The sequence below is a fragment of the Rhizomicrobium sp. genome (genome assembly GCA_037200385.1).
Lineage (GTDB): Bacteria > Pseudomonadota > Alphaproteobacteria > Micropepsales > Micropepsaceae > Rhizomicrobium.
Genome location: JBBCGL010000001.1, coordinates 3,123,147 through 3,149,076, shown reverse-complemented (window position 1 = coordinate 3,149,076; position 25,930 = coordinate 3,123,147). Strand labels below are relative to the sequence as shown.

At 67.0% G+C, this 25,930-nt stretch carries 24 protein-coding genes; 8 read left to right on the top strand and 16 right to left on the bottom strand.

Going from position 1 to position 25,930, the window contains the following annotated elements; all coding sequences use genetic code 11:
• Positions 1-64: 64 nt before the first annotated feature.
• The 4 genes from cas2 to ribA all read right to left on the bottom strand — a co-directional run bounded on the left by cas2 (position 65) and on the right by ribA (position 1,817).
• The gene (cas2, locus tag WDM91_14865) at positions 65-391 is read right to left on the bottom strand and encodes a CRISPR-associated endonuclease Cas2 (protein ID MEI9995876.1); all 327 of its coding nucleotides are present in this window, start codon (positions 389-391) and stop codon (positions 65-67) included.
• Positions 385-927 (bottom strand): CRISPR-associated endonuclease Cas1, encoded by a 543-nt coding sequence (locus WDM91_14860; protein MEI9995875.1) that lies wholly within the window; start codon positions 925-927, stop codon positions 385-387. The genes cas2 and WDM91_14860 overlap by 7 nt, the downstream gene beginning before the upstream one ends.
• Positions 927-1,124: a hypothetical protein gene (locus WDM91_14855; protein MEI9995874.1), complete on the bottom strand. Its 198-nt coding sequence runs from the start codon at positions 1,122-1,124 to the stop codon at positions 927-929. Before WDM91_14855 ends, WDM91_14860 begins: the two co-directional genes overlap by 1 nt.
• Before the next feature lie 72 nt (positions 1,125-1,196).
• Positions 1,197-1,817 (bottom strand): GTP cyclohydrolase II RibA, encoded by a 621-nt coding sequence (gene ribA, locus WDM91_14850; GenBank protein MEI9995873.1) that lies wholly within the window; start codon positions 1,815-1,817, stop codon positions 1,197-1,199.
• 117 nt (positions 1,818-1,934) lie between these two features.
• Here ribA and ribB point away from each other — a divergent pair, with 117 nt between their 5' ends.
• Positions 1,935-3,407, top strand: coding sequence for a 3,4-dihydroxy-2-butanone-4-phosphate synthase (gene ribB / locus WDM91_14845; GenBank protein MEI9995872.1), 1,473 nt, complete (start codon positions 1,935-1,937; stop codon positions 3,405-3,407).
• A 14-nt stretch (positions 3,408-3,421) separates the two neighbouring features.
• Entirely contained in the window at positions 3,422-3,907 is a 486-nt protein-coding gene (gene ribC, locus WDM91_14840) for a riboflavin synthase (GenBank protein ID MEI9995871.1), read from the top strand.
• 40 nt (positions 3,908-3,947) lie between these two features.
• On the opposite strand, the gene WDM91_14835 is transcribed toward ribC, so the two are convergent.
• The 3 genes from WDM91_14835 to nhaA form a co-directional block, all read right to left on the bottom strand.
• Positions 3,948-5,306 (bottom strand): FAD-dependent monooxygenase, encoded by a 1,359-nt coding sequence (locus WDM91_14835; GenBank protein MEI9995870.1) that lies wholly within the window; start codon positions 5,304-5,306, stop codon positions 3,948-3,950.
• A 68-nt stretch (positions 5,307-5,374) separates the two neighbouring features.
• Positions 5,375-6,544 (bottom strand): saccharopine dehydrogenase NADP-binding domain-containing protein, encoded by a 1,170-nt coding sequence (locus tag WDM91_14830; GenBank protein ID MEI9995869.1) that lies wholly within the window; start codon positions 6,542-6,544, stop codon positions 5,375-5,377.
• A gap of 24 nt (positions 6,545-6,568) precedes the next feature.
• Positions 6,569-8,431 (bottom strand): Na+/H+ antiporter NhaA, encoded by a 1,863-nt coding sequence (nhaA, locus tag WDM91_14825; GenBank protein ID MEI9995868.1) that lies wholly within the window; start codon positions 8,429-8,431, stop codon positions 6,569-6,571.
• A gap of 403 nt (positions 8,432-8,834) precedes the next feature.
• On the opposite strand from nhaA, the gene WDM91_14820 reads away from it, so the two are divergent.
• Positions 8,835-9,167, top strand: coding sequence for a hypothetical protein (locus WDM91_14820; protein ID MEI9995867.1), 333 nt, complete (start codon positions 8,835-8,837; stop codon positions 9,165-9,167).
• On the opposite strand, the gene WDM91_14815 is transcribed toward WDM91_14820, so the two are convergent.
• On the bottom strand, positions 9,126-10,064 hold the full coding sequence (locus tag WDM91_14815; GenBank protein MEI9995866.1) for a LysR family transcriptional regulator: 939 nt from the start codon (positions 10,062-10,064) through the stop codon (positions 9,126-9,128). The genes WDM91_14820 and WDM91_14815 overlap by 42 nt on opposite strands.
• Before the next feature lie 105 nt (positions 10,065-10,169).
• Between WDM91_14815 and WDM91_14810 the strand changes: the two genes are divergently transcribed.
• The 3 genes from WDM91_14810 to WDM91_14800 all read left to right on the top strand — a co-directional run bounded on the left by WDM91_14810 (position 10,170) and on the right by WDM91_14800 (position 11,866).
• Complete coding sequence (locus WDM91_14810; GenBank protein ID MEI9995865.1) at positions 10,170-10,868, top strand: pirin family protein; 699 nt, start codon at positions 10,170-10,172, stop codon at positions 10,866-10,868.
• 32 nt (positions 10,869-10,900) lie between these two features.
• On the top strand, positions 10,901-11,500 hold the full coding sequence (gene wrbA / locus WDM91_14805) for an NAD(P)H:quinone oxidoreductase (protein ID MEI9995864.1): 600 nt from the start codon (positions 10,901-10,903) through the stop codon (positions 11,498-11,500).
• A gap of 147 nt (positions 11,501-11,647) precedes the next feature.
• Complete coding sequence (locus WDM91_14800) at positions 11,648-11,866, top strand: hypothetical protein (GenBank protein MEI9995863.1); 219 nt, start codon at positions 11,648-11,650, stop codon at positions 11,864-11,866.
• Between the two features lie 580 nt (positions 11,867-12,446).
• On the opposite strand, the gene WDM91_14795 is transcribed toward WDM91_14800, so the two are convergent.
• The 4 genes from WDM91_14795 to WDM91_14780 are packed head-to-tail and all read right to left on the bottom strand — an operon-like array spanning position 12,447 to position 15,902.
• Positions 12,447-13,694: an acetyl-CoA C-acyltransferase gene (locus tag WDM91_14795; protein ID MEI9995862.1), complete on the bottom strand. Its 1,248-nt coding sequence runs from the start codon at positions 13,692-13,694 to the stop codon at positions 12,447-12,449.
• Between the two features lie 3 nt (positions 13,695-13,697).
• Positions 13,698-14,192, bottom strand: a complete 495-nt coding sequence (locus tag WDM91_14790; protein MEI9995861.1) for a hypothetical protein — start codon at positions 14,190-14,192, stop codon at positions 13,698-13,700.
• 30 nt (positions 14,193-14,222) lie between these two features.
• A complete protein-coding gene (locus WDM91_14785; GenBank protein MEI9995860.1) occupies positions 14,223-15,482 on the bottom strand; it encodes a cytochrome P450 in 1,260 nt (419 codons plus the stop codon).
• Between the two features lie 57 nt (positions 15,483-15,539).
• A complete protein-coding gene (locus WDM91_14780; protein ID MEI9995859.1) occupies positions 15,540-15,902 on the bottom strand; it encodes a YkgJ family cysteine cluster protein in 363 nt (120 codons plus the stop codon).
• An 82-nt stretch (positions 15,903-15,984) separates the two neighbouring features.
• On the opposite strand from WDM91_14780, the gene WDM91_14775 reads away from it, so the two are divergent.
• Positions 15,985-16,950, top strand: a complete 966-nt coding sequence (locus tag WDM91_14775) for an alpha/beta hydrolase (protein MEI9995858.1) — start codon at positions 15,985-15,987, stop codon at positions 16,948-16,950.
• Here WDM91_14775 and WDM91_14770 read toward each other — a convergent pair.
• Together WDM91_14770 and WDM91_14765 are read right to left on the bottom strand one after the other, a co-directional pair.
• Positions 16,947-18,005, bottom strand: coding sequence for a beta-N-acetylglucosaminidase domain-containing protein (locus WDM91_14770; GenBank protein MEI9995857.1), 1,059 nt, complete (start codon positions 18,003-18,005; stop codon positions 16,947-16,949). The genes WDM91_14775 and WDM91_14770 overlap by 4 nt on opposite strands.
• Entirely contained in the window at positions 18,002-19,378 is a 1,377-nt protein-coding gene (locus WDM91_14765; protein MEI9995856.1) for a hypothetical protein, read from the bottom strand. Before WDM91_14765 ends, WDM91_14770 begins: the two co-directional genes overlap by 4 nt.
• Before the next feature lie 148 nt (positions 19,379-19,526).
• On the opposite strand from WDM91_14765, the gene WDM91_14760 reads away from it, so the two are divergent.
• On the top strand, positions 19,527-22,943 hold the full coding sequence (locus WDM91_14760) for a glycosyltransferase (GenBank protein MEI9995855.1): 3,417 nt from the start codon (positions 19,527-19,529) through the stop codon (positions 22,941-22,943).
• On the opposite strand, the gene WDM91_14755 is transcribed toward WDM91_14760, so the two are convergent.
• Both WDM91_14755 and WDM91_14750 read right to left on the bottom strand, forming a co-directional pair.
• Complete coding sequence (locus WDM91_14755) at positions 22,940-24,337, bottom strand: glycosyltransferase family 39 protein (GenBank protein MEI9995854.1); 1,398 nt, start codon at positions 24,335-24,337, stop codon at positions 22,940-22,942. The genes WDM91_14760 and WDM91_14755 overlap by 4 nt on opposite strands.
• On the bottom strand, positions 24,334-25,875 hold the full coding sequence (locus tag WDM91_14750; GenBank protein ID MEI9995853.1) for a hypothetical protein: 1,542 nt from the start codon (positions 25,873-25,875) through the stop codon (positions 24,334-24,336). Before WDM91_14750 ends, WDM91_14755 begins: the two co-directional genes overlap by 4 nt.
• Positions 25,876-25,930 lie beyond the last annotated feature (55 nt).

Below are 25,930 nucleotides of genomic sequence, written 5' to 3'. Positions count from 1 at the left end.
GTAAGCTGTTGATTGATAACAGATTACCGGCACATCTTTTCCGGTACGTTCTTTTGCCTTCGCCTCAGAACATCTCATATTGCTGCGGATTTTCGTTCTTGGCCGCCCTGGCGCGGCCGTCGAACGAGACAATCGTCTCGTACTGCTTGTCGGTGAAATTGAGGATCTGCACCAGCCCTGTCTTCGGCAGCGAGCGTTCGAGCCGCTTCGCATAGGCCTCGGCTTGGTCTTTGCCGCCACAGAACCGCATATAGACCGAGAACTGGCTCATCGAGAAACCCTGATCCAGCAGGAAGTTGCGAAACTTCGTGGCGGCGCGACGCTCGCGTTTCGTGCCCACCGGAAGGTCGAAGATCACCATCATCCACATCAGGCGATAACCCGTCAGCACGGCCGGTTACGCATCCGCCGCCGCGCCTTCGCGGCGCGGCTGCGGAATTCGCCGCCCATCAGGAGCGGCCAGTAGCGACGCGCGGCCTGCGCTTCCATGTTCTCCGGATCGCCCGAGCGTACCCTGCGCGCGAGGAGGTCGAACGCGCCGTCCGGCCTGCCCATGCGCGCCAGCACCGCCCCCTGCTGCAGGATCTTCGCGCGGACGAGCGCCTGCCACAGCCGCTTCTTGAGCGGTTCGTCGGCGGCGAGCTGGTGACGCATGCGCAACGCCTGGACGTGATGGCCGTCGAGCGGCCACACCCAGGCGCTTGGCATATGATTGGCGCCGCACAGCACCACCGCTGTGCCGCGCTGCGACAGCTCGAGCAGGAGATTGTTGGAATAGGTGAGCCCGTGCGCGTGGCAGAGCAGCACGCCGATGTCGTCCAACGGCACGCGGCCGACTTCGCTGCCCGCCGTCGAGACCGTCATGAAGCCGCGCGACACCGCGAGGTGGCGGCCGTCGCTGGCGATCTCGATGACGCGCGGCGGCATCAGGGGCCTTTTGCGTCGCGCGCGCCGGGATCGGTCAGCCGGCCGATCTCGTCGACGCCGACCTTGCGCAGCCTGCAGTCCTTCGACGCGCCCGCCGATTTCGAAAAATATTTGAACGGATCGTCCTTGTCGGCATCGCGCGCCTTCAAGGCGCCGGCTTCGTTGTGGTCCGCCAGGACGATCGTCTGTCCGCTCATCTTCACCACGCGCAGGACGCGCCGGCGGCCTTTTCGGGTACTGCCGAACGACCTTACCTCCGATAGCGGAGGTCATGGTTTGGACGTCCAGGCATTTCGCTTCGCCGCGATGTATCCGCCGTTATAGGGCGTGAGGTAAGCGGGTGTCGTCACGCGCTCGCGCACGACAATGCCGCAATCCTCCAATTGCCCGATCTTGTCCGGGTTGTCGGTGATCAGGCGTATTTCCGTCACCCCTGCGGCGCGCAGCATGGCGGCCGCCGCGGAATAGTCTCGCAAGTCCGCCGGGAGGCCGAGTTCTCGGTTCGCCTCGAATGTATCGAAGCCTTCATCCTGCAAGCGGTATGCGGCCAGTTTTTTGTAGAGGCCGATTCCGCGTCCCTCTTGGCGCAAGTAGACGAGGAAGCCGCCCTCGGAAGACATGAGCTCCAAGGCGCCCGTCAGCTGTTGACCGCAATCGCAGCGCAGAGACCCGAACAGATCTCCCGTCAGACATTCGGAATGCACGCGCACCAGGGGCGCCGCCGACCGGTCGGGTTCTCCGACGATGAGCAGCAGGTGCTCTTTCTGTTCGTCCAGCCCTGTGAAGCTGCAAAACCGGACCGTGCTGCCGATGCGCGAGATCGGAATCGCGACGATCTCTGCAATCGTCGGAGGCTGTTCCGCGGGAATATCGATCCTGATGCTTGCCACTGGCCCTCCGGAGTTGCTTGTTTCGGATATTTCGAATATCATGCATACGATACAAACGAAAAATACCGGTTGTAAATGGCCCGATATGGGGAAAGTCCGACCAAGTCCGAGGTCGCGATGGCGCAGGCCGCCAAGCGCGTCCTTGAGCAGGCCCGCGGCGGACCGGCAAAGGTTTCCCTCGCCTCCCACAAGTCCGCGGCTTTGCCCGAAGCGGCTTTCGAGGTCCTGCTTGAGACGCTCAGCCAGATGGCGCGCGGCAACGTCGTCGCCGTTACGCCGCTCGAGGCGAGCCTGACCACGCAGCAGGCCGCAGAGCTCCTGGGCGTCTCACGGCCGCACCTGGTGAAATTGCTCGAATCGGGCGCCATTCCGCATCGCAAGGCGGGAAAGCACCGGCGCGTCAGCTTGAGCGACCTCAATTCCTATCGCTCACCGAAGAACGCAACAGGGGGACTTATGAAGCTCGACAACGTGGACGACGCGATCCGGGCCATCGCGCGTGGCGAGATCGTTGTCGTCGTCGATGACGACGATCGGGAGAACGAAGGCGATCTGGTCGTCGCGGCTTCGAAGGTCACCACGGAACAGGTCGCCTTCATGATCCGCCACACGAGCGGCATCTTGTGCGCGCCGCTCACGCGGGAGCGCGCGCAACACCTTCAACTGGAACCCATGGTGCGCGAAAACAGCGCGCCGCTGCAGACGGCCTTTACGATCTCCGTGGACTACCGGGAAGGGCTGACGACCGGCGTTTCCGCAACGGAGCGGACGAATACCGTCCGTGCCCTGGCAAACGGCAATGTGGTGGCGGGCGATTTCGTGCGCCCCGGCCACGTCTTCCCGCTGATCTCCGAGGACGGTGGCGTGCTCATGCGCTCGGGCCATACGGAAGCGACGACGGACCTCGCGCGTCTTGCGGGCCTGCCGCCGGTCGGTCTTCTGGGCGAGCTCGTGAATGACGACGGCACGCTCAAGCGGCTGCCGCAGCTCGTCGCCTTCGCCAGGGAGCACAAGCTGGCCATTGTATCGATTGCCGACCTGATCGCCTATCGGCGGGCGCGCGAGAAGCTGGTCAGGCGCATTTCGGAATTCGAGATCGCCACGGAAATCGGGACGGCGAAGGCGATCGCCTATGCCACGGCCTTCGACACCGTACAGCATCTCGCTCTGGTGTTCGGCGACATCGAAACCGGCAAGCCCGTCCCGGTGCGCATTCACCGTCAGGAACTGATTTCCGATGTCTTCGGGCAGCGCGGCACGCCCAATCTCATTTCCTCCGCGTTGCAGATCATGAAATCCGAAGGCGGCGGCGTCCTTGTCTATTTGCGCGAAGGCGCGTCGGGCGTCGCTGCACCGGCATGGGCGGATTCGCCCGCGGATGGATCCAAGGGCACGCATCGCAGCGAAGCCAAGCGGGAGAAGCAATGGCGCGAGGTGGGGATTGGGGCGCAGATTTTGAAAGACCTGGGGCTGGGCGCGATCAAGCTCCTCACCACGCACCGGCTCGACTACGCCGGCCTCGCGGGCTTCGACATCCAGATTGCGCAGAGTGAAATCATCGGTTCGCAAGCGCCTGGCGAACGCGGTTGACGATGGAGTGTTCGGTGGCAAGGAAACTGGGAATTGTCGATACGAGCTTTGCGCGGGTCGACATGGGGGGCATGGCCCTCAAATACCTGGACGAGGCCAGGTCGGCCGGGAACGATATCGAGTGCGTCCGTGTGACCGTTCCCGGCTTCAAGGATCTCGCGGTCGAAGCGAAGCGGTTGGTGGACGAGGATCGTTGCGACCTTGTCCTGGCGATGGGCTGGTCCGGCGGTGCCGAGCTCGACGGACGGTCGGCGCAGATCGCTTCGGCGGGGATCATGCTCGCGCAACTCATGACCGGATGTCATATCCTCGAAGTCTTCATCCACGCCGAAGAGGCTCCGGACGATGAAGGGCGGCTTCGGTCGATTGCCGAGAACCGCGTGCTTGGCCATTGCGAGAACGCCGTGCTGATGCTGCGCGACCGGTTCGCGTTGGTCGGCCGCGCCGGGACGGGCCGCAGGCAGGGCGAGCGCGATGCGGGTCCGCTTTCCTCGCCCTGACGTCGCGGCGCCTGCCCGCGGTAAACCGGGAATGACGAGCTTAGCCGGCCGCTTCCGCCGCCAGAAGCGTCATCACGCGACCGACGATGTCGGGCCGCATTGCCGCCTCGACCGGGTGAATGAGGTTGGCGATGCCGATGAACAGCGCGTGCAGTTCGGGGTCGTCGTCGGTCAGTTTCCGCAGCGCGCGGGTGAACGCCATCCGCATGTCGATGTCGGCCGGCCTGTCGCCCTTGGTGCAGGCGTAGCCGTAATCGAGGTTCTCGAGACCTTCCCACACGCCTTTCGTGAAGGCGTGGACGCGCTCGAAATAGGGCCGCGCCAGTCCGTCGAGGACGCCTCCGGTCGCGGCCCGTTGCGCGAGCAGATCCCACAGCGTCAGGACGTGGATCGAGGCCAGCGTCATCCCCTGGCCATAGACCGGATTGACGTGCGCATAGGCGTCGCCGACCGGCAGGATGCGGTCCGGAAACCGCGTCAGCCTTTCGTAGTGCCGCCAGCGCGAGACCGGCGCCTTGTAGACCTTGATCGGTGTGATCCGTTCGCCCTGCGAAATCCAGTTGTAGAGATCCGGCTCGCAAAGATCCTTCGCGAAGGCGAGGAACTTCTCCGGGTCGCCGGGCGGCTGCTGCTCGAAGCGGCCGATCAGGCTGGCGATCCAGTGCTCGTTCTCGATGGAGAAGATGAAGCCGGCGCGCGTGTCGGGGTTCTTGTCGAAGATCACCATGCTGTCGACCGCGCTCTGCCAGCCCGGCGGCTTCCTGAAGATCGCCGAGGCGTAGCCGGTCCCGATCTCGAGCCGCGTTTCCTCCACGGGCGCGAAGCCGCCGGCCTCGAGCCAGGATTGCGGGTTGCCGCTGCGCCCGGTGGCGTCGATCACGAGATCCGCGGCGATGGCCTCGTCCCCGCGCGCGCCGCGCACCGTCACGCCCGACAACCGGTCTCCTTCGAACCTCCAGCCTTCGACCGGCGTGGCGTCGCGGATCGTCACGCGCGGGTTGCGCCGCAGGAAATCGCGCACCGCGCCTTCCAGCAGGGGCCGCGACATCGTCAGCTGCAGCAGGTGCAGGTCGCGGCGCGTCTGCCAGCCGCCCTCGTCGCGGATGCAGAGTTCGGAGCCGGCGCGCGAGCACACGGCGCCCCGGTCAATCAGCTCGGAGGTCAGGCCCGGAAAGATCTTCTCGAGGTTGCGGCGGCCCTGGATCATCAGGGCATGGGCATGCGCGCCCTGCGGCACGTCGCGCCGCGGGTCCGCCGCTGCGGGCAGCACGTCCTTGTCGAGGACGACGATCTCTTCGAAGAAGCGCGAAAGGACTTCGGCGGCCATCATCCCGCCCATGCCCGCGCCCACCACCACGGCGCGCCGGCCCAGCCGCGCTGGACCTTCCTGGTTCGACATCGACAAACTCCCCATGACGCAACGTGGCTGGACGCATCCGCCACGTCATTTTGGTATCAACGCCGCGGTCAGCTCTCGACCGCAAAAGTCAGCCCGGCCTTCTCCGGGAGTCGCTTGAGCAAAGCTTCGGCCATCGCCGCCGCCGGCGACCAGCAACCGCCGGGCGTCGCGCTGCGCGGCACCGTGGCCAGCGCCAGGGCGGCCTCGGCGAGGATCTTCGATGTCGAGCCGTAGCCGGGGTCGCGGTCGCCTTTCACCGCGGCGCGCACCGTGCGGCCATCGGCGGCTTCCGCGATGAACAGGATGTCGTACCAGCCGCTGTCGCGCTCTTCCTTGGTCGGGCCTTCGCCGGGCTTGGGCAGGTCGCCCGCGCCGAAGCTGAAGCCGCCGAACCTGCCCGGCGCCGCCTTGGGCGGACCGTCCAGCATCTGCATCTCGTCGTATTGAAAGCCGTCGCCCCAGCGATGTCCGAGCAGGAAGTTGGTGCGATGCACCGCCTTGGTGTTGATCCCCGCCATCATGAACGGCCCCACCCAGGCGCCGGTGATCTTGTCCTCATAAGGCGTGTCGCCGTCCGGTTGTGCCGGACCGGCGAAGCCGGGCGTCAGCGCAAAGGGATTGGCGAGCGTCGCGCCGATCGAGGGGTCCTTCACCACCGCGGCCATCGTCGCCTGGCCGCTCGCAAGCGTTCCGCCGGACAGGCCGCCCCGCATGCCGCGGATGCGGCCGCGCACCCGGGCGGTGTAGCTGCCGAGCTTTTGCTTCGCCGCCTCCTCGACGAAATAGACGCCGAGGTCGAAGGGAATGGAATCGAAGCCGCAGGAGAAGACCAGCCGCGCGCCGGTCTTCGTCGCCTCGGCCTCGTGCGTCAGCATCTGCGCGATCCAATGCGATTCGCCGGTGAGGTCGACATAATCGGTCCCGGTCTTGGCGCAGGCCGCGACCAGGTTGGAACCGTAGAGCTGATAGGGACCGGCGGTGCTGATGACGACCTTGGCGCGCCTGCACATCGTTTCCAGCGACGCAGGATCGTTCGAATCCGCGACGATCAGGGGCAGGCTGGACGGCGCGTCGATCTGCTTTGCGAGCTCGACGAGCTTGTCCCTGCTGCGGCCGGCCATCGCCCACTTGACCGGGCCGTCCGGACCGTAGGTCTTCAGCAGGTGCTCGGCGACAAGGCGGCCCGTATAGCCGGTCGCGCCGAACACGATGGTGTCGAATTCCCTGCCTTCGCTCATGGCGTGTCCTCGTTCTGTGTTTTTCTATGCGGCTCGTGTCTTTTGCCGTCGCGGCAGGCTGAAGGCGATCACCGCCGCCCCCAGGGCGGCGGCCAGCACCGATCCGATCAAAACACCGATCTTGGCGATGGACGAGTCCCCGCCGGACGGAAAGGCCTGGTCGGCCATCAGCAGCGCGACGGTATCGCCGATGCCGCACAAGCAGGCCGCGCCGATGAAGCCGACCAGCGTGATGTCGCCCGGCAGGCGCGCGATCCCCGCCTTTACCGCGGCCAGCGCGGCGAGGCAGATGCCGATCGGCTTGCCCAGGACGAGGCCCAGCACCACGCCCAGGAGCACCCGCCCCGCATCCGGCGCCGACAGGTCGACGGCGAGGCTGACGCCCGTGGCGGAGAACGCGAACAGCGGCAAGATCACGTAAGCGCTCCATGGCGCGACGGCGCGCTCGATGCGCTCGGCGGGCGCGAGCAGGCGGTCGCTGGCGGCGGAAAGATTCCGGCTGGCCCAGTCCCAGATCGGCTCCTGCTGCAGGTCGCGCCTGCCGCCCGCTGCAATCTGGGCGTGCTCGAGCGCCGCCAATGCGGTCGCGGCTTGTGCCAGCAACGGCGCGGCGGCCGGTGCCGGACGGGTCGGCAGGAAGGCGGCGAGGAAAATGCCGGCCAGCGCGCCATGCACGCCGCTTCCATGCAGCGCCACCCAGAGAAAGATGGCGGCGACCAGATAGGGCCAGGTCGCATAGACGCGGAAACGGTTGAGCGCGAACAGCGCCGCGATGCCGATGACGGCGGCGGCCAGCCAGCCGAGCTCGAACGCCCTGGGATAGAAGATCGCGAGCGTCAGCACCGACAGGATGTCGTCGACCACGGCGAGCGCCGCGACGAAGACGCGAAGTCCGGCCGGCACGCGCGGACCCAGCAGGGCGAGCACGCCGAGCGAGAAGGCGATGTCGGTCGCCGTCGGCACGGCCCAGCCGATCGCCGTCGCGCCGCGGTTGAGCGCAAGGTAGATCGCGGTCGGTGCCAGGACGCCGCCGACCGCGCAAAGCACGGGCAGGGCGGCGGCGCGCAGTTCGGTCAGCGAGCCGGACGTCACCTCGCGGCGGATCTCCAGCCCGACGAGAAGGAAGAAGATCGCGAGCAGGCCTTCGGAGAACCAATCGCCGACCGTCATCGACAGAAGGCTGCCGCTCACGCCGATCCCGAAGGGCGTGGCGATGACCTGGTGGTAGAGCGGCGCCAATGGACTGTTGGCGAAAAGCAGCGCCGCCGCCGCGGCCAGCAGCAGCATGAGGCCGCCCGACGCCGGCAGGGCGGCGAAGACGCGCGCCGAACGCTCCAGCCGCGATGCGATCGGGCGCTGCAACTCCTCCAGCATGGAGTGGAAGTCCCAGGCGCCGTCATAGCGCAGCCCGTCGATGAAGAAGGACGGCGTGCCGGTCACGCCGTTGCGGCGGCCTTCCTCGAGGTCTTCGGCGACGCGGGCCTGGAGAGTCGCGTCGTCGAGATCGCGCTCGAACTGCGCCATGTCGAGGCCGATCTGCTCGGCCAGGGCGCGCGCCAGCTGCGGCGTCAGCGGATCGGCGTCGTAGAGCGCGTCGTGCATCTCCCAGAAGCGGTCCTGGCGGGCGGCCGCCTCCGCGACGCGATGAACGAACTCGGCGCCGGGATGGGCGCCCTCATTGGGGAAATGGCGGAACACATATTCCAGCCGGTCGCCGAGCGCCTTGCGCAGCCGCGCGATGATCAGGCGCAGCCGCCGGCAATAGGGGCAGAGATAGTCGCCATAGACGACAACCTCGACGACATTGCGGGTATTGCCGCCGCGCACGTGATCGCGTTTGGGATCGACCCGATGCAGCAATGTCGTTGGATCGCCTTCACCGGCCATATGTTACGCGCGTCCTGGAAATCGCGCCCTAATCTACGGAAAGCGGCGTTGTGCGCCAGCCCGTCGGGCGCGGAGGGATCACTTTTCGAAACCCAGCGTTTCCACCGCGCCCCTTCTGCGGCGCACGCAGCCGATTATCTCTCTTGCGTGATAAGGACGGCAGCCTAGCGGTAAGTCGTCCAAATGTTGGGCCGGAGCATCGCGGTTTCCCCCTCCCCGCATCTCCGGCCCAACGCTTTTTCGGGTTTCGTGGCGAAAACGGGGCGTACGCCACAATCCTTCCCGACAATGCCCAAAAGCAGGTCCGGCCCGCTGTATCCGCAACACAGTGCGGCCCGGTTCGCTCTTGAAGATGCGTCCGTCGCGCACGATCTGTGCCAGACGGTCGGAGAGAACAGTGGATGTGGAGACGATTTTTTCGCACGGCGCCTGGGTGCTGTCGGCGGTGTTCGCGGCAGGTGCCGCGGTGCATCTGTTCGGCCTGCGCATCGTGCGCGAGGCCTATACGCGCTGGCGCTATCCCAGCGGCTATCGCGAAGTGACCGGCACGCTGCTCGCCTTGGCCTCGGCCCTGCTCGCCTTTGCGCCCACGCGCTTGATCGGTGTCGCGATCGCGGCCTTTGTGATGTTCCTTTCGGCGACCACGCTGCTCCACCATCGGCAATACGGCTATGCCCTGCCGGTCATCGCGCTGCTATTTGCGCTCGTCCCGGTTTCCCTTTCGGGCTCGGTGTGACGCGGCGAGTTTCTGCGCCAGGAACTCGCCCAGCACCTCGACCCGTGCCGGCCGCGGTCCGCCCGGCGGCGTCACCCAGTGCAGCGCGCTCTGTCCCAGCGACCAGTCGGGCAAGACCCGCTCCAGGCGCCCTTCGGCCAGCGCCTCGCGCAGGATGAAATCCGGCAGCACGCCCAGTCCCAGCCCTGCGATCAGGCCCGGCAGCATGGCGTCGCCATTGTTGACCCGGAGCGGCCCCCCCGACGGATGCACCGTCGCCGTCTCGCCGGTCTTGTGCGTGAAGCGCCAGGTATCGGGCGTCAGCAGATAGGCGTAGCCGAGGCAGGCATGCTCGGTCAGCGCGAGCGGATGCTTCGGCCGGCCCCGCTCCTTCAGGTAGGACGGCGCCGCGACGAGGTAGCGTTCCACGCTGCACAGCCGCCGCGCGATCAGCGACGAATCCGGCAGCGTGGCGATGCGCAGGACGGCGTCGAACCCCTCGCCGATCACGTCGACCATCTGGTCGCTCAGGTGCAGGTCGACCTGCACGTCGGGATAGGCCTTCAGGAAGTCCGGCATCAGCGGTGCGATCGCCAGCAGCCCGAACGACATCGGCGCCGCCAGCCGCACCAGGCCGCGCGGCGTCACGGACTGGGATTGGGTGTCGCTCTCGGCCGCTTCCGCCTCGCGCAGGATGTTGGCGGCGCGGTCCGCCAGGCGCTTGCCGGCGTCGGTCAGGGCCAGCCGCCGCGAGGTGCGGTTGAAGAGCCGTGTTCCCAGCCTGGCCTCCAGCCGGCTCACCGCCTTGGAGACCGTGGCCTTGGAAAGGCTCAATTCCTTGGCCGCGCCCGCGAAGGAGCGCGCCTCCACCACCTTGGCGAACACTGCGAGGCCCTCGAAGTCGGGTAGTTTGGCCATGACGATTCCGGAAACGATCGGTTTCAAGAGTTTCTATTTTTAATCCAATGCCGACGGGATATCTACCTCCCAAGCAAGGCGGCACCTGCCGCAGGAGGACATCTCATGATTGAAGTCAGACCTTTCGCCCGGCTGGGCGGCGCCGACCATGGTTGGTTGAAAGCCAAGCATCATTTCTCGTTCGGCGAGTACTACGATCCCAAGAACATGGGCTGGGGCGCGATCCGCGTCTGGAACGACGACGAGATCGCACCCAACACCGGTTTCCCGCCGCATCCCCATTCCAACATGGAGATCGTCACCTATGTCCGCAAAGGTGCGGTGACGCATCAGGACAGCCTGGGCAACAAGGGCCGCACCGAGGCGGGCGACGTGCAGGTGATGAGTGCCGGCGCCGGCATCCGCCACGCCGAATACAATCTCGAGCCCGGCACGACGACGCTGTTCCAGATCTGGATCGAGCCGCGCAGCTCCGGCGGCCAGCCGGGCTGGGGCGCCAAGCCCTTTCCCAAGGACGACCGCTCGGGGAAGTTCGTGACGCTCGCCAGCGGCTTCGAGAACGACAATGACGCGCTGCCGATCCGCGCCGACGCCCGCGTGGTGGGTGCGACGCTGAAGGCCGGCGACACCGTCGAATACCCGCTCGGCGCTGCCCGGCACGGCTATCTGGTGCCGGCGCTCGGCGCGGTGGAGGTCAACGGCACCAGGCTCAACGCCCGCGACGGCGCCGCGATCAAGGATGTCGAGATCCTCACCGTCAAAGCCCTCGAAGATTCGGAAATCGTTCTGGTCGACGCGGCGTAAGCGCTGCGCCGCCAATCCCAAAGGAGTGGATCATGCCCAAGGTTCTCGTTCTCTATTATTCCGCCTATGGCCATATCGAAACGATGGCCGAAGCCGTCGCCCAGGGGGCGCGCGAGGCGGGCGCCACGGTCGACATCAAGCGCGTGCCCGAGCTCGTGCCCGAGGAGATCGCGAAGGCGTCGCATTTCAAGCTCGACCAGAAAGCGCCGGTGGCGAAGGTCGAAGACCTCGCGAACTACGACGCGATCGTCGTCGGCACCGGCACGCGCTTCGGCCGGATGTCGTCGCAGATGGCCAACTTCCTGGACCAGGCCGGCGGGCTTTGGGCCAGGGGCGCCCTGCACGGCAAGGTCGGCGGCGCCTTCACCTCCACGGCGAGCCAGCATGGCGGACAGGAGACGACGCTGTTCAGCATCATCACCAACCTGCTGCATTTCGGCATGGTGGTGGTCGGCCTCGACTACGGCCATGCCGGCCAGATGACGCTGGACGAGATCACCGGCGGCTCGCCGTACGGCGCCACCACGATCGCCGGCGGCACCGGGGCGCGCCAGCCGAGCGAGAACGAGCTCACCGGCGCCCGCTATCAGGGCCGCAAGATCGCCGAGGTCGCGAAGAAGCTGCACGGCTAAAAGCTCCTCCACCGCGCGAAGCGTGGGGGGACCGCCGAAGGCGGGAGGGGGCGGCCACAAGCGCGCCCTCTCCGCTCTCCCTTCGATTTCCGTTGCCATTTCGTTCTGTTCTTGCTATGTTCCGAATCTCTTTGAGGGAGGGCACGGATGAAGGATTGGGACACCGAATGGCCGGCACTCTGCGCCGCCGAACAGCAGGCCTTTGAAGTCCACATGGCTGCGCAGGAGAGGCTGACCCGCCAGCGCCTCCACGGCCCCGAATCCGACCTCGCCCTGTCGCGCGAAGCCGCCGAAGCCGAACGCGCCTGGAAAACCGCCGAAGCCGCCTGTGACCACTTCCTGACCGCCTGGCGCCGCGCGGCGTAGTACGGCTTCGATGTCGACCCCACCGCAAAAATACCGTCATCGCCGGGCTCGTCCGGGCGACCCATGAACACCCATCTGGCAGGGAGTTCATGGGTGCCCGGCACAGCTTGTAGCGGCAGCGTACAAGCGGGCATGACGATGTGTTTTGAGCCGCCGCGATCAAATCGCCAGAAATCCCAGCGTCGAAACGTTCGGATGTGCGCCGATTCAACCATATCAAGGGCCCGCTTGTCTTTATCGATCACCCAAACCGATAGGAACGCGCATCCATCGCACACAACGCGCCGATCCAGGCGCCCGCAAATTTATTTTCATCGACTTGTCCTCGTCGCCGCAGGCGCGCCGCCGCCCGATCCGCGCCCTTCGCGCCGCCGGTGCGAGGATAAGTTTTGCCACCCCAAAACCGCCCCCTTGAACCCGCGCCGGCGCTCCGCCACGTCACCCAAATGGAGTCCGCGCGCGCCCGCACAACCACCGACACCTCAAGCTCCACGCCTTGCTGAAAGACGATCCCACGCTCTGGCCGATGGCCCAGGCCAACGCTGCCGCCGCGCAGGAGGCCTATGAGCGCCTGCGCACGCTATACGCGCTCCAGCAGCGCCACGGTGCCGTGCCCGCCATCGGCGCAGACCGAGACCACGGCGCGCGACCCGACCGGCATCGCGCCGAGTTCTTTCGCCGCCTGGCTCAGGATGCGCGCGCCGGTCGCGGCGAAGGGATGGCCGATGGCGAGCGAGCCGCCATGCGGATTGACCCGCTCCCAGGGAAATTCGCCGAGGTCGAAATCCACGCCCGCCTTCTCGCGGCGATAGACCGGATCCGATGCCGCCTTGACGTTGGCGAGAACCTGCGCGGCGAAGGCCTCGTGGATGTCCCACAGCGCGATGTCCGAAAATTTAAGCCGGTTGCGCGCCAGCAGCCGCGGGATGGCCCGCGCCGGCGCCATCAGGATGCCTTCCTCGTGATAATCCATCGCCGTGACCTCCCAATCGGCGAAGCGCACGGCCGCCGGATGGCCCAGCCGCTTCAGCCCTTCGGCGTCGGCGACGAAGATCGCAGCGGCACCGTCCGTGTTGGGTGAGGAATTGCCGGCCGTCAGCGTGCCGTGCTCGCGGTCGAAGGCCGGCTTCAGGGCCGAGAGCTTCTCGAGCGAGGTATCGCGCCTGGGGATCGCGTCATGCTCGACGCCGCCGAAGGGCAGCACCAGATCTTTGAAGAAGCCCTCGTCCTGTCCCTTGATCGCGCCTTGATGGCTGAGCAGGGCGCGGCGGTCCTGGTCCTCGCGCGGGATGTGGAAATGCTTGGCGGTGTCCTCGGTGTGTTCGCCCATCGAACGGCCGCTCTGCCGGTTCGCCCAGCCATGGATCGGCAGGTCGAAATCGGCCGGCGTCACCTTCTGCAAGGTTTCGAGCGCGCCGGCCGGGTTCTTCGCGAACTGGCCGAACACGCCGTCGGCGAATTGCGGTTTCAGCGCCAGCGGGACATGGCTCATGGTCTCGACGCCGCCGACCAGGGCGAGGTGCAGGCCGCCATGCCCCACCATCCCCGCCGCCTGGATGGTGCCGATGAAGCTCGTCGAGCAGGCCATCACGGTCGAGAAGGCCGGGATGTCGGGCGACATCTTGGCCTCGAAGATCAGTTCGCGCGCGATGTTCGAGACCGTCGCGTCCGGGATGACCTGGCCCCAGATCACGACGTCTGGCTTGGCCCGCGCGTTCATGGCTTGCGCGACCGGCACGGACAGCGCCAGCGCGTTGAACCCCGCGAAGGCGCCGCTCGCCTTGACGAAAGGCGTGCGCAGGCCGGGAACGAGGAAGGCGTCGCCCATCGCTCAGCCCCGGGGACGGAAGCGGCGCACCGCCAGATAGCCCGCGACGACGAAGGCGATCAGCACGATGCCTTGCGTCGCGCCGAAGACCGGCCCGCCCGGCGGGTTGCCCGGCGCCAACGCGTGCAACGCGGGGAATTTCACGAAGGACTGCACCACCAGCACGAAGCAGTTGAGATACAGCGCCGCCACCGCGGTCACGATGTAGACCGGCCGCCACGCCCCGCGCATCGCGAACAGATATCGCCCCGCCAGCGCGGGGATCAGCAAGACGCTCAGCACGATCCCGACGGCGACCGCCGGCGTGATGCCCTTGTACGGCAGCAGGAAGCCGGTCACGGCCGTCAGGACGCTGAACAGCAGGAAGACATGATGGACGCCGTCCTGCCGCCTGTTCCCCAGCAGGCCCGCCAGCATGACGAGACCGGAGACGATCGCGACCAGCGTGATCAGCGTGTGATAAAAGGCGAAAGATCCGAATGCGGTACCGAACAACATGACTGCCCCCTTTTCGATCCGTTGAAAATATCAGCTGGCGATGCGCACCGGCATCGCCTCATAGCCTTTGACGAAATTCGAGTTCATCCGCTTCGGCTCGCCGACGACGTCGATTCGCGGAAAACGTCTCAAGATCTCTTCCCACATGATGCGCAACTGCATCTCCGCCAGCCGCATCCCGACGCAGCGATGGATGCCGAAGCCGAAGGAGACGTGCTGGCGCGGCCGCTCGCGGTCGATCAGGAAGTCGTCCGGCCGCTCGATGGCATCCTCGTCGCGGTTGCCCGAGACATACCACATGACGACCTTGTCGCCGCGCCGGATCCGCTTGCCGCCCAGTTCTATGTCTTCCAGCGCGGTGCGCCGCATATGCGCCACCGGGCTCTGCCAGCGGATGATCTCGGGCACCATGGTCTCGATCAGCGCCGGATCGGCCCGCAGCTTGTCGTATTCGGCCGGATTCTCGTTCAGCGCCAGCAGGCCGCCGGTGATCGAATGGCGCGTCGTGTCGCTGCCGGCGACGATCAGCAGGATGATGTTGCCGAGATAATTCTCCGGCGCGTCCTTCCGCGTCGCCGCGTCGTGGCACAGCATCGAGATCAGGTTGTGGGCGGGCGGCAGCGCCAACCGCTCGTTCCACAGCGCGACGAATTTGCCCAAGGTGTTGAACAGTTCGAGCTGGCGCTGCTCCTCGGTCTGGACGATGCCGTCGGGTCCGATCGGCGACAGGATCAGGTCCGAGGCGCGGGGCAGGAGGCGCCGCTCCGCGAAGGGGAAGTCGAACAGCGTCGCCAGCATCTGGCTGGTCAGTTCGACGGCGACCTTGTCGACGAAATCGAAGGTCTCGCCGCGCGGCAGTTCGTCCAAGATCTTCGCGGCGCGCTCGCGGATCAGGGGCTCGAGGATCACCAGGCTGGGCGGCGCGAACATCGGCGCGATGACCTTGCGCTGCCGGTCGTGGTCGGGCGGATCGAGGGCGATGAAGCTCGACTGTTCGCGCGGCTGGCGGCCCTCATGGATCGTGATGCCGCCGATCTCGGAATCCGACGAGAAGACGCGGTGATTGCTGTCGACCGCGATGATGTCGCGGTGCCTGGTCACCGACCAATAAGGCCCGAACTCGCTCTCGGCGGTGTGGTGGACCGGATCTTCCTGGCGCAGGCGCTCGAACCACGGCCACAACGTGTCGGTCCGGAAGAGCTCGGGGTCGCCGACATGGAAGCGGTCGAGCGGCGTGGCATAGGCTCTGGCGCGGGCTTCGTCGGCGCGGCGCTTGAGAACGTCCTGCATGCGGCACCCCTGCGGCTGCGGCATGAGACCAAGCCGCGCGCCGGGGCGCAAGGGGCGTCAGGCGTTCCAGGTCGAGGCGACGTGGGTGTCGTCTTCCTGCGCGGTGCGCTCGTGCTGCAGGAATTTGTAGTAGCCGCAATGGTTGTCGCCCGGATAGGCGCGGCAGATCTCCGGCCGCGCCATATAGATGGTGCAGCGCCGCTTGTCGGTGTCGAAGAACTGGCAAATCTTGCCGTAATGCTCGTCCTTCTTGCGCCGCATGGCGAATTTCGCTTCCGGATCGGGCTTGGTGAATTTGGCGGCGGCGGCTTCGAAGGTGAGATTGAAATGCCTGGCCAGCCGCTTCACGTCGCGCGAATTGAGCGGGATGAGCGGATAGGAACAGCAATAGCCGGGGCACTTCGCGCAATCGTAAGCCATGGATCACCACCCGATCTGTGAACCTTCGATAACGGATTCGCGCTGCGGGACAAAGCCTTTCATCCGCGCTAGGGTTCCTGCCATGTCGAACTTCGCCGTCATAGACCTGCCGGATATCCGCCTGCGCGCCGCGATCGAAGGCGAGGGTCCGCTGGTCGTCATGGTCCACGGCTTCCCGGAATCGTGGTTCTCCTGGCGGCATCAGATCGCGCCCATCGTGGCGGCGGGCTTCACGGCCTGCGCCATCGATGTGCGCGGCTATGGCGGCTCCGGCCGTCCCGAGGCGGTCGCCGACTACGACATGGAGCACATGGTTGCCGATGTGGCGGGCGTCATCGGGACGCTCAGCCCGACCACCCCGGCCGTCGTGCTGGGCCATGACTGGGGTGCGCCGATCGTCTGGAATACCGCGCTGATCCGGCCCGACCGCGTGCGCGCGGTGGGCGCGCTGTCGGTGCCCTATCTGGGACCGCCGACGCGTCCGTTCAGCGAGATCTTCGACGCGATCTTCACCAAGCGCGGCAAGTTCTTCTACCAGGCCTGGTTCCAGAAGGCCGAGCTGCCCGAGGCGGAGGCGGAGGCCGACCCGCGCGACTTCCTGCGCAAGTTTTATTACACGCTTTCGGGCGATGCGCCGGACGGCGCCTGGCCCGACAACAAGACGGCAGACATGACATTGCTCGACGGGCTCAAGGATCCGGGGGTCTTCCCGGCATGGCTGACGCCGGCCGAGCTGGACTACTATGTCGGCGAGTTCGAAGCTTCCGGCTTCTTCGGTCCGATCAGCCGCTATCGCAACCATGAGCGCGATTTCGCCTATCTGTCGCGCTTTGCGGATCGGAAGATCGCGCAGCCGGCGCTGTTCGTCAGCGGCAGCCGCGATCTCGCCTTCAACATGTTCGGTCGCGGCGATCCCATCGCGACGATGCGCCAGCATGTCCTGGACCTGCGGGTCGCCGACGTGCTCGAAGGCTGCGGCCACTGGACCCAGCAGGAACGCCCTGCCGAGGTGAACGCCCGCCTGATCCCCTGGCTGAAAAGCCTTTAGGCGATCTCGTCCTGGAAGCGATAGGCGCCGTCCAGCCAGGCGACGATCTCGCGCGCCGCATCGTGTTCGATCGCACCATAGCGTGCCCGCAACCGTTCTTTCGTTTTCTCCGCCAGCCGCTCCAGTCCCACGTCGTGGAAGAACAGCAGGTCGTTGCGGATCGCGGTTGCCAGCTCGGTGCCCACCAGCGCGCGCGCGGCATTCTCGAGCGCGCGGCCATATTCGTAAGCCTCGCCGAGGCGATAGCTCTCGGCCAGCGTGACGGCGGGAATGCAGGACAGCATCGGCTGCAGCGCCGGATTGATGCTGTGCGCGGCCAGATGCGGCGCCAGGCTCGCCGGGCGTCCGGTGAAGGCGCGCACATGCAGGTATTGCGACATGCGCTGGCCGTCGTTGACGGGGTAGTTGTCCCACAGGAACGGCTTGCGGCCCAGTTGCTGCGTCACCCGCGCGAGATGCCCCGGCGAATATTCCCGGCTGCAGACCTCCTCGCCCGTCCAGAACACGGCGATGGCGGGATCGAGCAGACGGCCCAGGTCTTCGAGATAATCGTCCGGCCGCTTGCCGAAGAAGCGGTCGAGCACCGGATCGTCGGTGTAGTAGCTCGGGCAGACGATCAGGCGCGACGCCCTGCTGCGCGCCCGGACCCAATGGAGGATGTCGGCCTGCGTCTTCGCGAGATCGGGCAGATCGCCGCGCATGTCGTCGAACAGGACGGCCAGGTCGTCGATGCCCCAGGCATCGAATTCCGCGAGCTTGCGCGCGAGGTCGGCTTTCGCCTCGGCGTTGAAGTCGCGATAGAGCTCGAACGGGCTCAGTCCGATGCCGAAGCGCACGCCCATGCCGCGGCATTGCGCCGACAGGGTCCGCAGCGCCGAGGCGTCCGCCGCCGGATGGGGCTCGCGCCAGCGCTTGCGCAGGAACGCATCGGCTTTCGGCGCATAGATGTAATGGGCATAGCCGTGCGGCTTCAGCGTGGCGACGACGCGCGCGCGGGCCGGCCAGCTCCAAGGCGTGCCGTAATAGCCTTCGATCAGGCCGAGCTCGGGGCTCATGCGCGTCTCCAATCCAACGCAAGATAGAACAGCGCCACCATGGCCGAAAGATCGAGCACGTAAAGGTACCGGTAGTCGCAGGAAATGGAGATCGCGAAGAAGCTCGCCGCGAACGCGAACGCGCTGGCCAGCATGGCGGCCAGCGCGACGTCGGCCGTCCTTCGCCGGCGCAGCAGCACCCAGAGGCTCGCTCCCGCCGCCAAGACGAAGAACGCGTGGCTGAAGACGGGCGTCCCGAAAAAGGCCTTGCCGTAACGGTCGAGCGCGACGTCCCGCGCGTCGCGGCGCGGCGCGATTCCGAGCCGGTGCAATTCCGGCGCCGGACCCTCGACGCCGACGAAGACCGGGCGGCTGGCCGCGACGTCCGGTGTGAGCAAGATCCAATAGAAGTCCGCCGCGCGCACCTCGAGATAGGTCCACGGATGACGGACGACGAGCGATCGCCACTCCGCGCCCAGCGCATCGGTATCGGCATCCCTCAGCGCAGCTTGCATGGTTGGCGACGAGGCGATGGGATCGTTGCGCATCGGTGTATAAAGTCGCGCGCCATCGCCGCGGATCGCGCGCTCCAGCTCGGGATCGTCGTCGGCGAGGATGTCGAGCCGGATGGCGGGATCGCGCGCCACCGCCCCGGAAAGATCGTAGATCTGCAGCAGGTGAAGCTGCTCTGCGGGACCGGAGTCGCCGTTGCTGCGCAGATCGAGGAGCGCGTTCGCAGCCAGCGCTAGGCCCAGTGTCGCGACCAGGAAGCCGCCGCCCAGCAGGGCGGCCCGGCGCCACGTCCCATGTCCGGCCGCGGCGGTCCAGCCGACGGCCGTGGCGGCGAAGGGCAGCAGGATCATCCCGTTCTGGCGCGTCGTCGCGGCGAGCGACAGAAGCAGGACGCTGGCCGCAAGCCATATGCCGGACCGTCGGCGACGGTCCCAGTGCAGGAAGGCATGGGCCAGGCAGACGAACCCGGCGACGCCGGCATCGGCGAACAGGACGTCCTTCCAGACCAGCCCCTGGTACAGGAGCAGTTGCGGCGACAGCACGAAGATCGCGGCCAGGGCCGGCAGCCTCCATCTGGCGCGGTCCGGCGCCAGCAGCAGGACCCCGAAGAAGGCGCCGAAGCCCAGCGCGACGTCGAAGACCACGAACAGGCCCGCGCCCGGGACCACGGCGTCGAACAGCCCCAACAGCCACGCCATGACCGGCGGATGCCAGGTATTGTAAAGACCGGTGCGGCCCTGCAGCAGCTGCAAGATCGAGTCGTAGGAGAGATGGCCTGGCCAGTTGACGGCGATGGCCGCCACGGACCCCGCCAGGATGAACCCGGCAGCGGCGATGGCGGCACCGGTCCAAGGGGCTTGGGCGATACGTCCTTGCAGCATGCCGATCTTTTGGCACGGCGGCGGAATTTCCGCTAAATTGGCCCATGCGCGGCCTGCGTCGGACGCGGCGCCGCCTGGAGCAAGAAGAATGACAAGCAGGACGCAAACGGCCCGCGCCGTCCCTTCGGCGCGCGGGAATCCCTAGGCGATGGCGAACAAGCCGATTTTCTTCGACGCCACCGGCCGGCGCGCGGCGCGCGCCTCGCTGATCGGTTGGATCGTGGCGCTGATCAGCCTGCCCCTGGGGGCCGTGTTCGCCTTTACGCTGTTCAGCCTGGTGAACGTCACGACGACCGTCCGCCTGCCCGGCAAGCTGACCGCGATCAACACCCGGGATCTGGAAAAAAAGGCCAAGGCGCCCGGTCTGGTACGCGCCGCCGCCCGGCTCGGCGCGGAGGCCGAGGTCCGGCGCGAGGACATCGCCCGCCAGCGCCGCATCCGCAACGAGCGCGGCCTGACCATCCGTCCGCTCGCCTCGATCCTGCGGCCGCAAGGCGATCGCCCGCTTTCGATCGCCTTCTATCCAAGCTGGCAGCCCGGCACCGCCTATCCCGCGCTGATGAGCGCGCTGCCCAGGCTGGACTGGGTGATGCCCACCTGGCTGGCGCTGCAAGGGCCGGACCTGGCATTGAAGAGCACGCTCGATCCGCGGCTCCTCGCCGAGCTGCGGAGCAAGAAGTCGAACCTCGCCATCCTGCCGGTCATCCAGAACGCCGAGAAAGGCAAATGGAATGGTCCCGGCCTGGTGGCGCTCCTGGGAGACGACGCGCGCAGCAATGCCTTGCTCAATTCCATCATGGGTTTCGTCGGCGGCAACAAGCTGCAGGGCGTGACGATCGATTTCGAGGAAATCCCCGCCGGACAGCATGCCTCCGTCGAAGCCTTCCTCAAGAAGCTGTCGGCCGCCTTCGCGCCGCATGGCTGGATCGTGGTGATGGCGGCGCCGTTCGACGACGCCGACTGGCCTTATGCGGCCTATGCCGGTCTGATCGATTACACCTTGCTGATGGCCTACGACCAGCATGACGACACCGGCGGATCCGGCAGCATCGCGGCGCAGGACTGGTTCGAGAACACGCTGGACGCGCGCATGCGCACCCTGGCGCCCAGCCGGACGATCGTCGCGATCGGCTCCTATGCCTATGACTGGAACGGCGGCGGCGCCGAGGACCTGTCCTATGTCGACGCCGTCGTCGCGGCGCACGATTCCGAGGCGACGATCGATTTCGACGACGCCACCAACAATCCGCATTTCTCCTATATCGAGGACGATCACGTGCGGCACGACGTGTGGATGCTGGACGGCGTGACGGCGTTCAACCAGATCCATGCCTCGGACATCTATCGCCCCGCCGGCTACGCGTTGTGGCGCCTGGGCAGCGAAGATCCGTCCCTGTGGTCGGTCATGGGCCGCCCCTATGGCGCCGCCGTGCCGGACGGCTTGCGCACGATCACGCTCGACGGCGACATCGACACCGAAGGCCAGGGCGAGTTCATCCGCGTCGGCGCCGAGCCGTCTCCCGGCGCGCGCAAGCTCGAGATCGATCCGCAGACCGGCGACATCGACGACGAGGTCTATACGAGCCTGCCGACCAACTACGTCATCCGCCAGTTCGGCTATGTGCCGGGAAAGATCGCGCTGACCTTCGACGACGGCCCGGACCCGGAATGGACGCCGCAGATCCTCGACATCCTCAAGGCCAAGCACGTCCGCGCCACGTTCTTCATCATCGGCGCCAACGCCGAAGCCAATCCCGACCTCGTCCAGCGCATCTTCGACGAGGGGCACGAGCTCGGCAACCACACCTACACGCACCCCAACCTGGCCGATACGCCGTACCAGGCCGTGACGCTCGAGCTGAACGCGACGCAGCGCCTCTTCCAGGCGCTGACGGGCCACTCGCTGCTGCTGTTTCGCCCCCCCTATCTGGGCGACGCGGAGCCGGACGACACCAGCGAGATCATCCCGATGCAGATCGCGCAGAGCCTCGGCTACATCACCGTCGGCGAGCATGTCGACCCGGTGGACTGGTCGCTGCCCGGCGCCGACAAGATCGTGGAGCGCTCGCTCTATCAGCTCGATCACGCGGCGCCGGACGCGAAAGGCAATACGATCCTGCTGCACGACGCGGGCGGCGACCGGTCGCAGACCGTGGCCGCGCTGCCCGTCCTGATCGACAAGCTGCGGGCCCGCGGCTATCAGTTCGTGCCGGCATCGCAGCTGATCGGCCTGACCCGCGATCAGGCGATGCCGCCTCTGGCGCCGACCGTCGCGCTGCTGACCGACCGCTTCGTGTTCCTGGGAATGAGCTGGATCGGGCGCCTCCTCTATTATGCGTTCATCGCCGCGATCTGGCTGGGCATATCCCGGTTGTTTTTCCTTGCCGGCCTCAGCTGGTGGAATCGGCGGCGCGAGGTCGCCGAGGCCAAGACCCCGCCGGCGGAGACGCTGCATGTCAGCGTGCTCGTACCGGCCTACAACGAAGAGAAGGTGATCGCGAAGACCGTCGAGCGCATCCTCGCCAGCGATCACAAGGATCTCGAGGTCATCGTGGTCGACGATGGGTCGCAGGACGGCACGTCGGACGTGCTGCAGGCGGCGTTCGGCGGCAATGACCGCGTCACGCTGCTCCGCGTGCCCAATGGCGGCAAGGCGGCGGCGTTGAATGTCGGCCTCGGGCAGGCGAGGGGCGATATCCTCGTCGCGCTGGATGCCGACACGCAGTTCCAGCACGACACGATCCCGCGGCTGGTGCGCTGGTTCTCCGATCCGGAGATCGGCGCCGTCGCCGGCAACGCCAAGGTCGGCAACCGCACCAACATGATCACGCGCTGGCAGGCGCTCGAATATATCGTGGCGCAGAACCTCGAACGTCGGGCGCTCGCCGCGCTCGGCACGCTCACGGTGATCCCCGGCGCCGTCGGCGCCTGGCGCAAATCGGTGCTGCTGGGCATGGGCGGCTTCCATTCGGACACGCTGGCGGAAGACCAGGATCTCACCATCGGCCTGCAGGTGAAGGGCTTCCGCGTGCGCTTCGACAGTTCGGCGGTGGCCTGGACCGAGGCGCCGGCGACCTTCGGCGGTCTCGCGCGCCAGCGCTTCCGCTGGGCGTTCGGCACGCTGCAATGCTTGTGGAAGTATCGCGGCCTGACCTTCAATCCGCGCTATGGCGCGCTCGGCCTGTTCGCGCTGCCGCAGGTCTGGCTGTTCCAGATCGCGCTCACCGCGCTGGCGCCGCTCGCGGACCTGCTGTTGATCTGGCAGCTGGTCAGCCAGTGGATCGCCTATTCCCAGCACGGCTCGGAGTTCAGCAATGCCGATCTGGTGACCGTGGGCATCTATTACGTCGTCTTCGTCGTGGTCGATCTGCTGGCCGCGTCGTTCGGCTTCCTCATGGAGCGTGGCGAGGATTGGCGCCTGCTGTGGTGGCTGCCCTTGCAGCGCTTCGGCTATCGCCAGCTGATGTACTATGTCGTCGTGCGCTCGATCTCGGCGGCGCTGCGCGGCGCGGTGGTCGGATGGGGCAAGCTCGAGCGCACCGGAACGGTCAAGGCCCGCAGCTAGAGCGGCACGAAGAAGACCCGCTCGTCGTCGCGGCGCGCGATGCGGTACTGCGCGAACAGGGCATCGCGCACGTCGGCGGGCAGGGGAAACGGCGACAGCGCTTCGAGCTGCACGACGGTATAGCGCCGCGCCGCAAGCGCGGCCGCCAGCGGCGTGTCGCTGCGCGCCCCCGTCAGGTAAGCCTGCTGGACATTGAACACGTCGACCTCCGCCGGCTTGTCCGCCCAGTAGCAGAGCGAGAGCATCTCGCACAGCGCGGGTCCCTTGGCCGCGCGCAGCAGGGCGATCTCGCCGGCTGCCGCGGCCCGCTCTTGCGCCATCGGATGCAGCCAGAACGCCGTCTCGCGCCAGCCGGGATCGAGCATCCACAGCGCGACCGCCGGCGGCACGGCATAGGCGATCGCCGCGAGGCCGGTCCAGGCGGAGGCGGGCAGACGATTGACGAGAACGCCGGCGCCGAGCGCAAGCGCGATGTCGGCATCGAACAGGGCGTTGGCGTCGACGCCCGCGCCGCCCAGGAAATAAAGCCCGGTCGCCGTCGCCAGCGCGGCGTAGATCACACAGAAGACCGCGTAGCGATCATGCTTGGCTGAAAGGGCCAGCGCGACGACGCCCGCCAGCGGGATCGCGCTCCACGGCAGCCATTGCTGCAGCCCCACCCGGATGTTTTCGAATGCATAGCTCCGCGCCGACACGATCCGGCTGAACAGGCCGAAGCCGTAAGTTTGCCGGAACAGGCCGAGTCCCATCAGGAAAAAGATCGCGCCGGCGACCGCGAAGGTCCGCGCGGCGCGCCTGTCCGCCAAGGCGAGCCAGCAGGCCAGCGCTGCCGGAAGCACCACCAGATTGTGCTTGATGAAGAAAGCGAGGGTGAACAGCAGCGCCGCGCCGACCATGGCGCGGGGCGTGCGCGGCTCGCGCAGGGCGATCGCCAGGCCGCCGATGGCGATCGCGTGGCCCAGCATTTGGGGGTCGTCCATCCCGGCATAGTCGGTCGTCGCCATGATGCCCGCGGCGAAGAGGAGCGCCGCGAAACCCGCCTCGAGCCGGCTGCAGCCCATCTGCCGCGCCACCGTCCCGATGCCGAGCCCCACCACGCACAGCGCGGCCAGCGCCACGAGGCGGCCCGCGACGATGGCATCCCCGGTGAGTTTGGCGACCGCTCCGACCAGATAGAAGGAGAGCGGCGGGTAGTTGTCGATCATCAGGCTCTGCGGCGGCGGATAGGGAGAGCCTGCGGCCATCGCGGCCTGGGTGAAATAGGCGTTCCAGCCCTCGTTCGGATCGAACGGGATCTGCAGACCCAGGACGCATGCGACATGCGCCAGCCCCAGCGCGCAGCCGAACGCGAGCGCGGCGGTCAAAGCCATCAGCGGCAGGCGGGCAGGCATCATCGATCGCTACAGTGCGTGTCCGGAACGATGTCGTACAGCGTGTAGAAGCTCCCTTCGTGCCGCAGACGCAGCATGGCGGGCACGCGGGCGTGCGGCCCGCCGCCGTGGATCACGACGGCCTGGTCGAAATGGCATTGCAGCCCGCGCAGATAGGGAAAGACGTTCTGGTAGTCCTCGTCGGCGTCCATGCGGCCGGCGGCGAGGTCCTCCAGCTCGTCTATGTCGGGCGGAGAGCCTTGCTGGGCGGTCGCCGCGGCGAAGCGATCGAGGGGCGGCCGGATGGCGATGATGTGCTGCCCGGCCGTGGTGAACATCAGCGGCGTGAACGCGTCGCGGTCCACGACGGCGAATTCGGCCATGTGCCAATAGGGCTGATCCGAGGTCCAGCCGAGCGAGTCGCCGTCGAGCACGGTCAGCAGGCGGCTCCCCGGCCTGATCGCGTCGGCATGGGCGCGGAATTCGCGATACTGCGCATCGTAACCGCGCCAATCGCCGGCCAATATGGCAGCGCTGGCCGCCAGAACCACCAGCGCGCCGGCTGCGCTCATGGCGAGTGCGCGCGGCGGCAATCTCCATTCGACGGATGCAAAGGCGAGCGCTCCCAGGACGGCGGGCAGGCGCATATGGACGCCCCAGCCGCCGAGCGCCCATTCCGGCGCGAACAGCGCGCCAAGGGTGAACAGTGCCAGGACGATGGGCATGCGCGGATGGACGACGGCGCGGCGCGAAGCGACGCCCGCCACGAACACGACGATCAGGATGGCGGTGAGGATCGAGGCCGGCCGGTCGAAGCCGATCTGGATCGCGGCCTCGAAGCGGTCTTGCAGCGTATCGATAAGGTTGAAGCCGAAGGGGCCGCCGGCCGCCGCGGGCTTGAGGACCAGGAAGGCATAGGCGGCAGGGAGGCAGGCCAGCGCCGGCGCCAGGACGCGGCGCCCGATGGCGCGGGGCGAGAAGCGCTCCGCGAACAGCCCGGGCAGTTCATAGCCGCCGATGGCGAGCAGCAGGACGGCGAATGCGAAGAGATGGCTGAAATAGACGAGCGTGAAGGCGGCCGCGAAGCCGGCGAGATGGAGCGCGCCCCGTCGCCCCTCGCTCGCGATCCAGGCCGCGAAGACGACGAAGGCGAGGCCGGTCGCGAAACTGTAGTTGAAGAAACCCCAGATGAAGTTCGCGTTGTAGGTGAAGATGGACGCCAGCAGGATGCCCGGCCCGATCCGCCCGAACAGGGCGCGCTGGATCAAGGCCGGACCCAGGACCCAGAGCGCGACGGTGGCGGTCAGGAACAGGCGCGCCGCCATCTCCAGCGGCATCGCGCGCGACAGCCAGGGAACGATCGCCTCGGAGGCGAGATTCGGCAGGGCCTGCCAGGCGACGGTGTAGTGGCGCGAGGCCTGTCCGGCGATCAGCGCGAAGCTCGCCAGATGGGCGGGATAGTCGGGCATGCCGGGCATGGCGACCAGCCATAGCGGCGCCGCCAGCAGCAACGCGGCCAGGACCGCACTGAGAGGCCACACGAACTCCCGGACACGCAACATGTGCAACTTTGACTTTGATGGCACTGACCCCGGACCGCTATAGCGCCACCGGCCG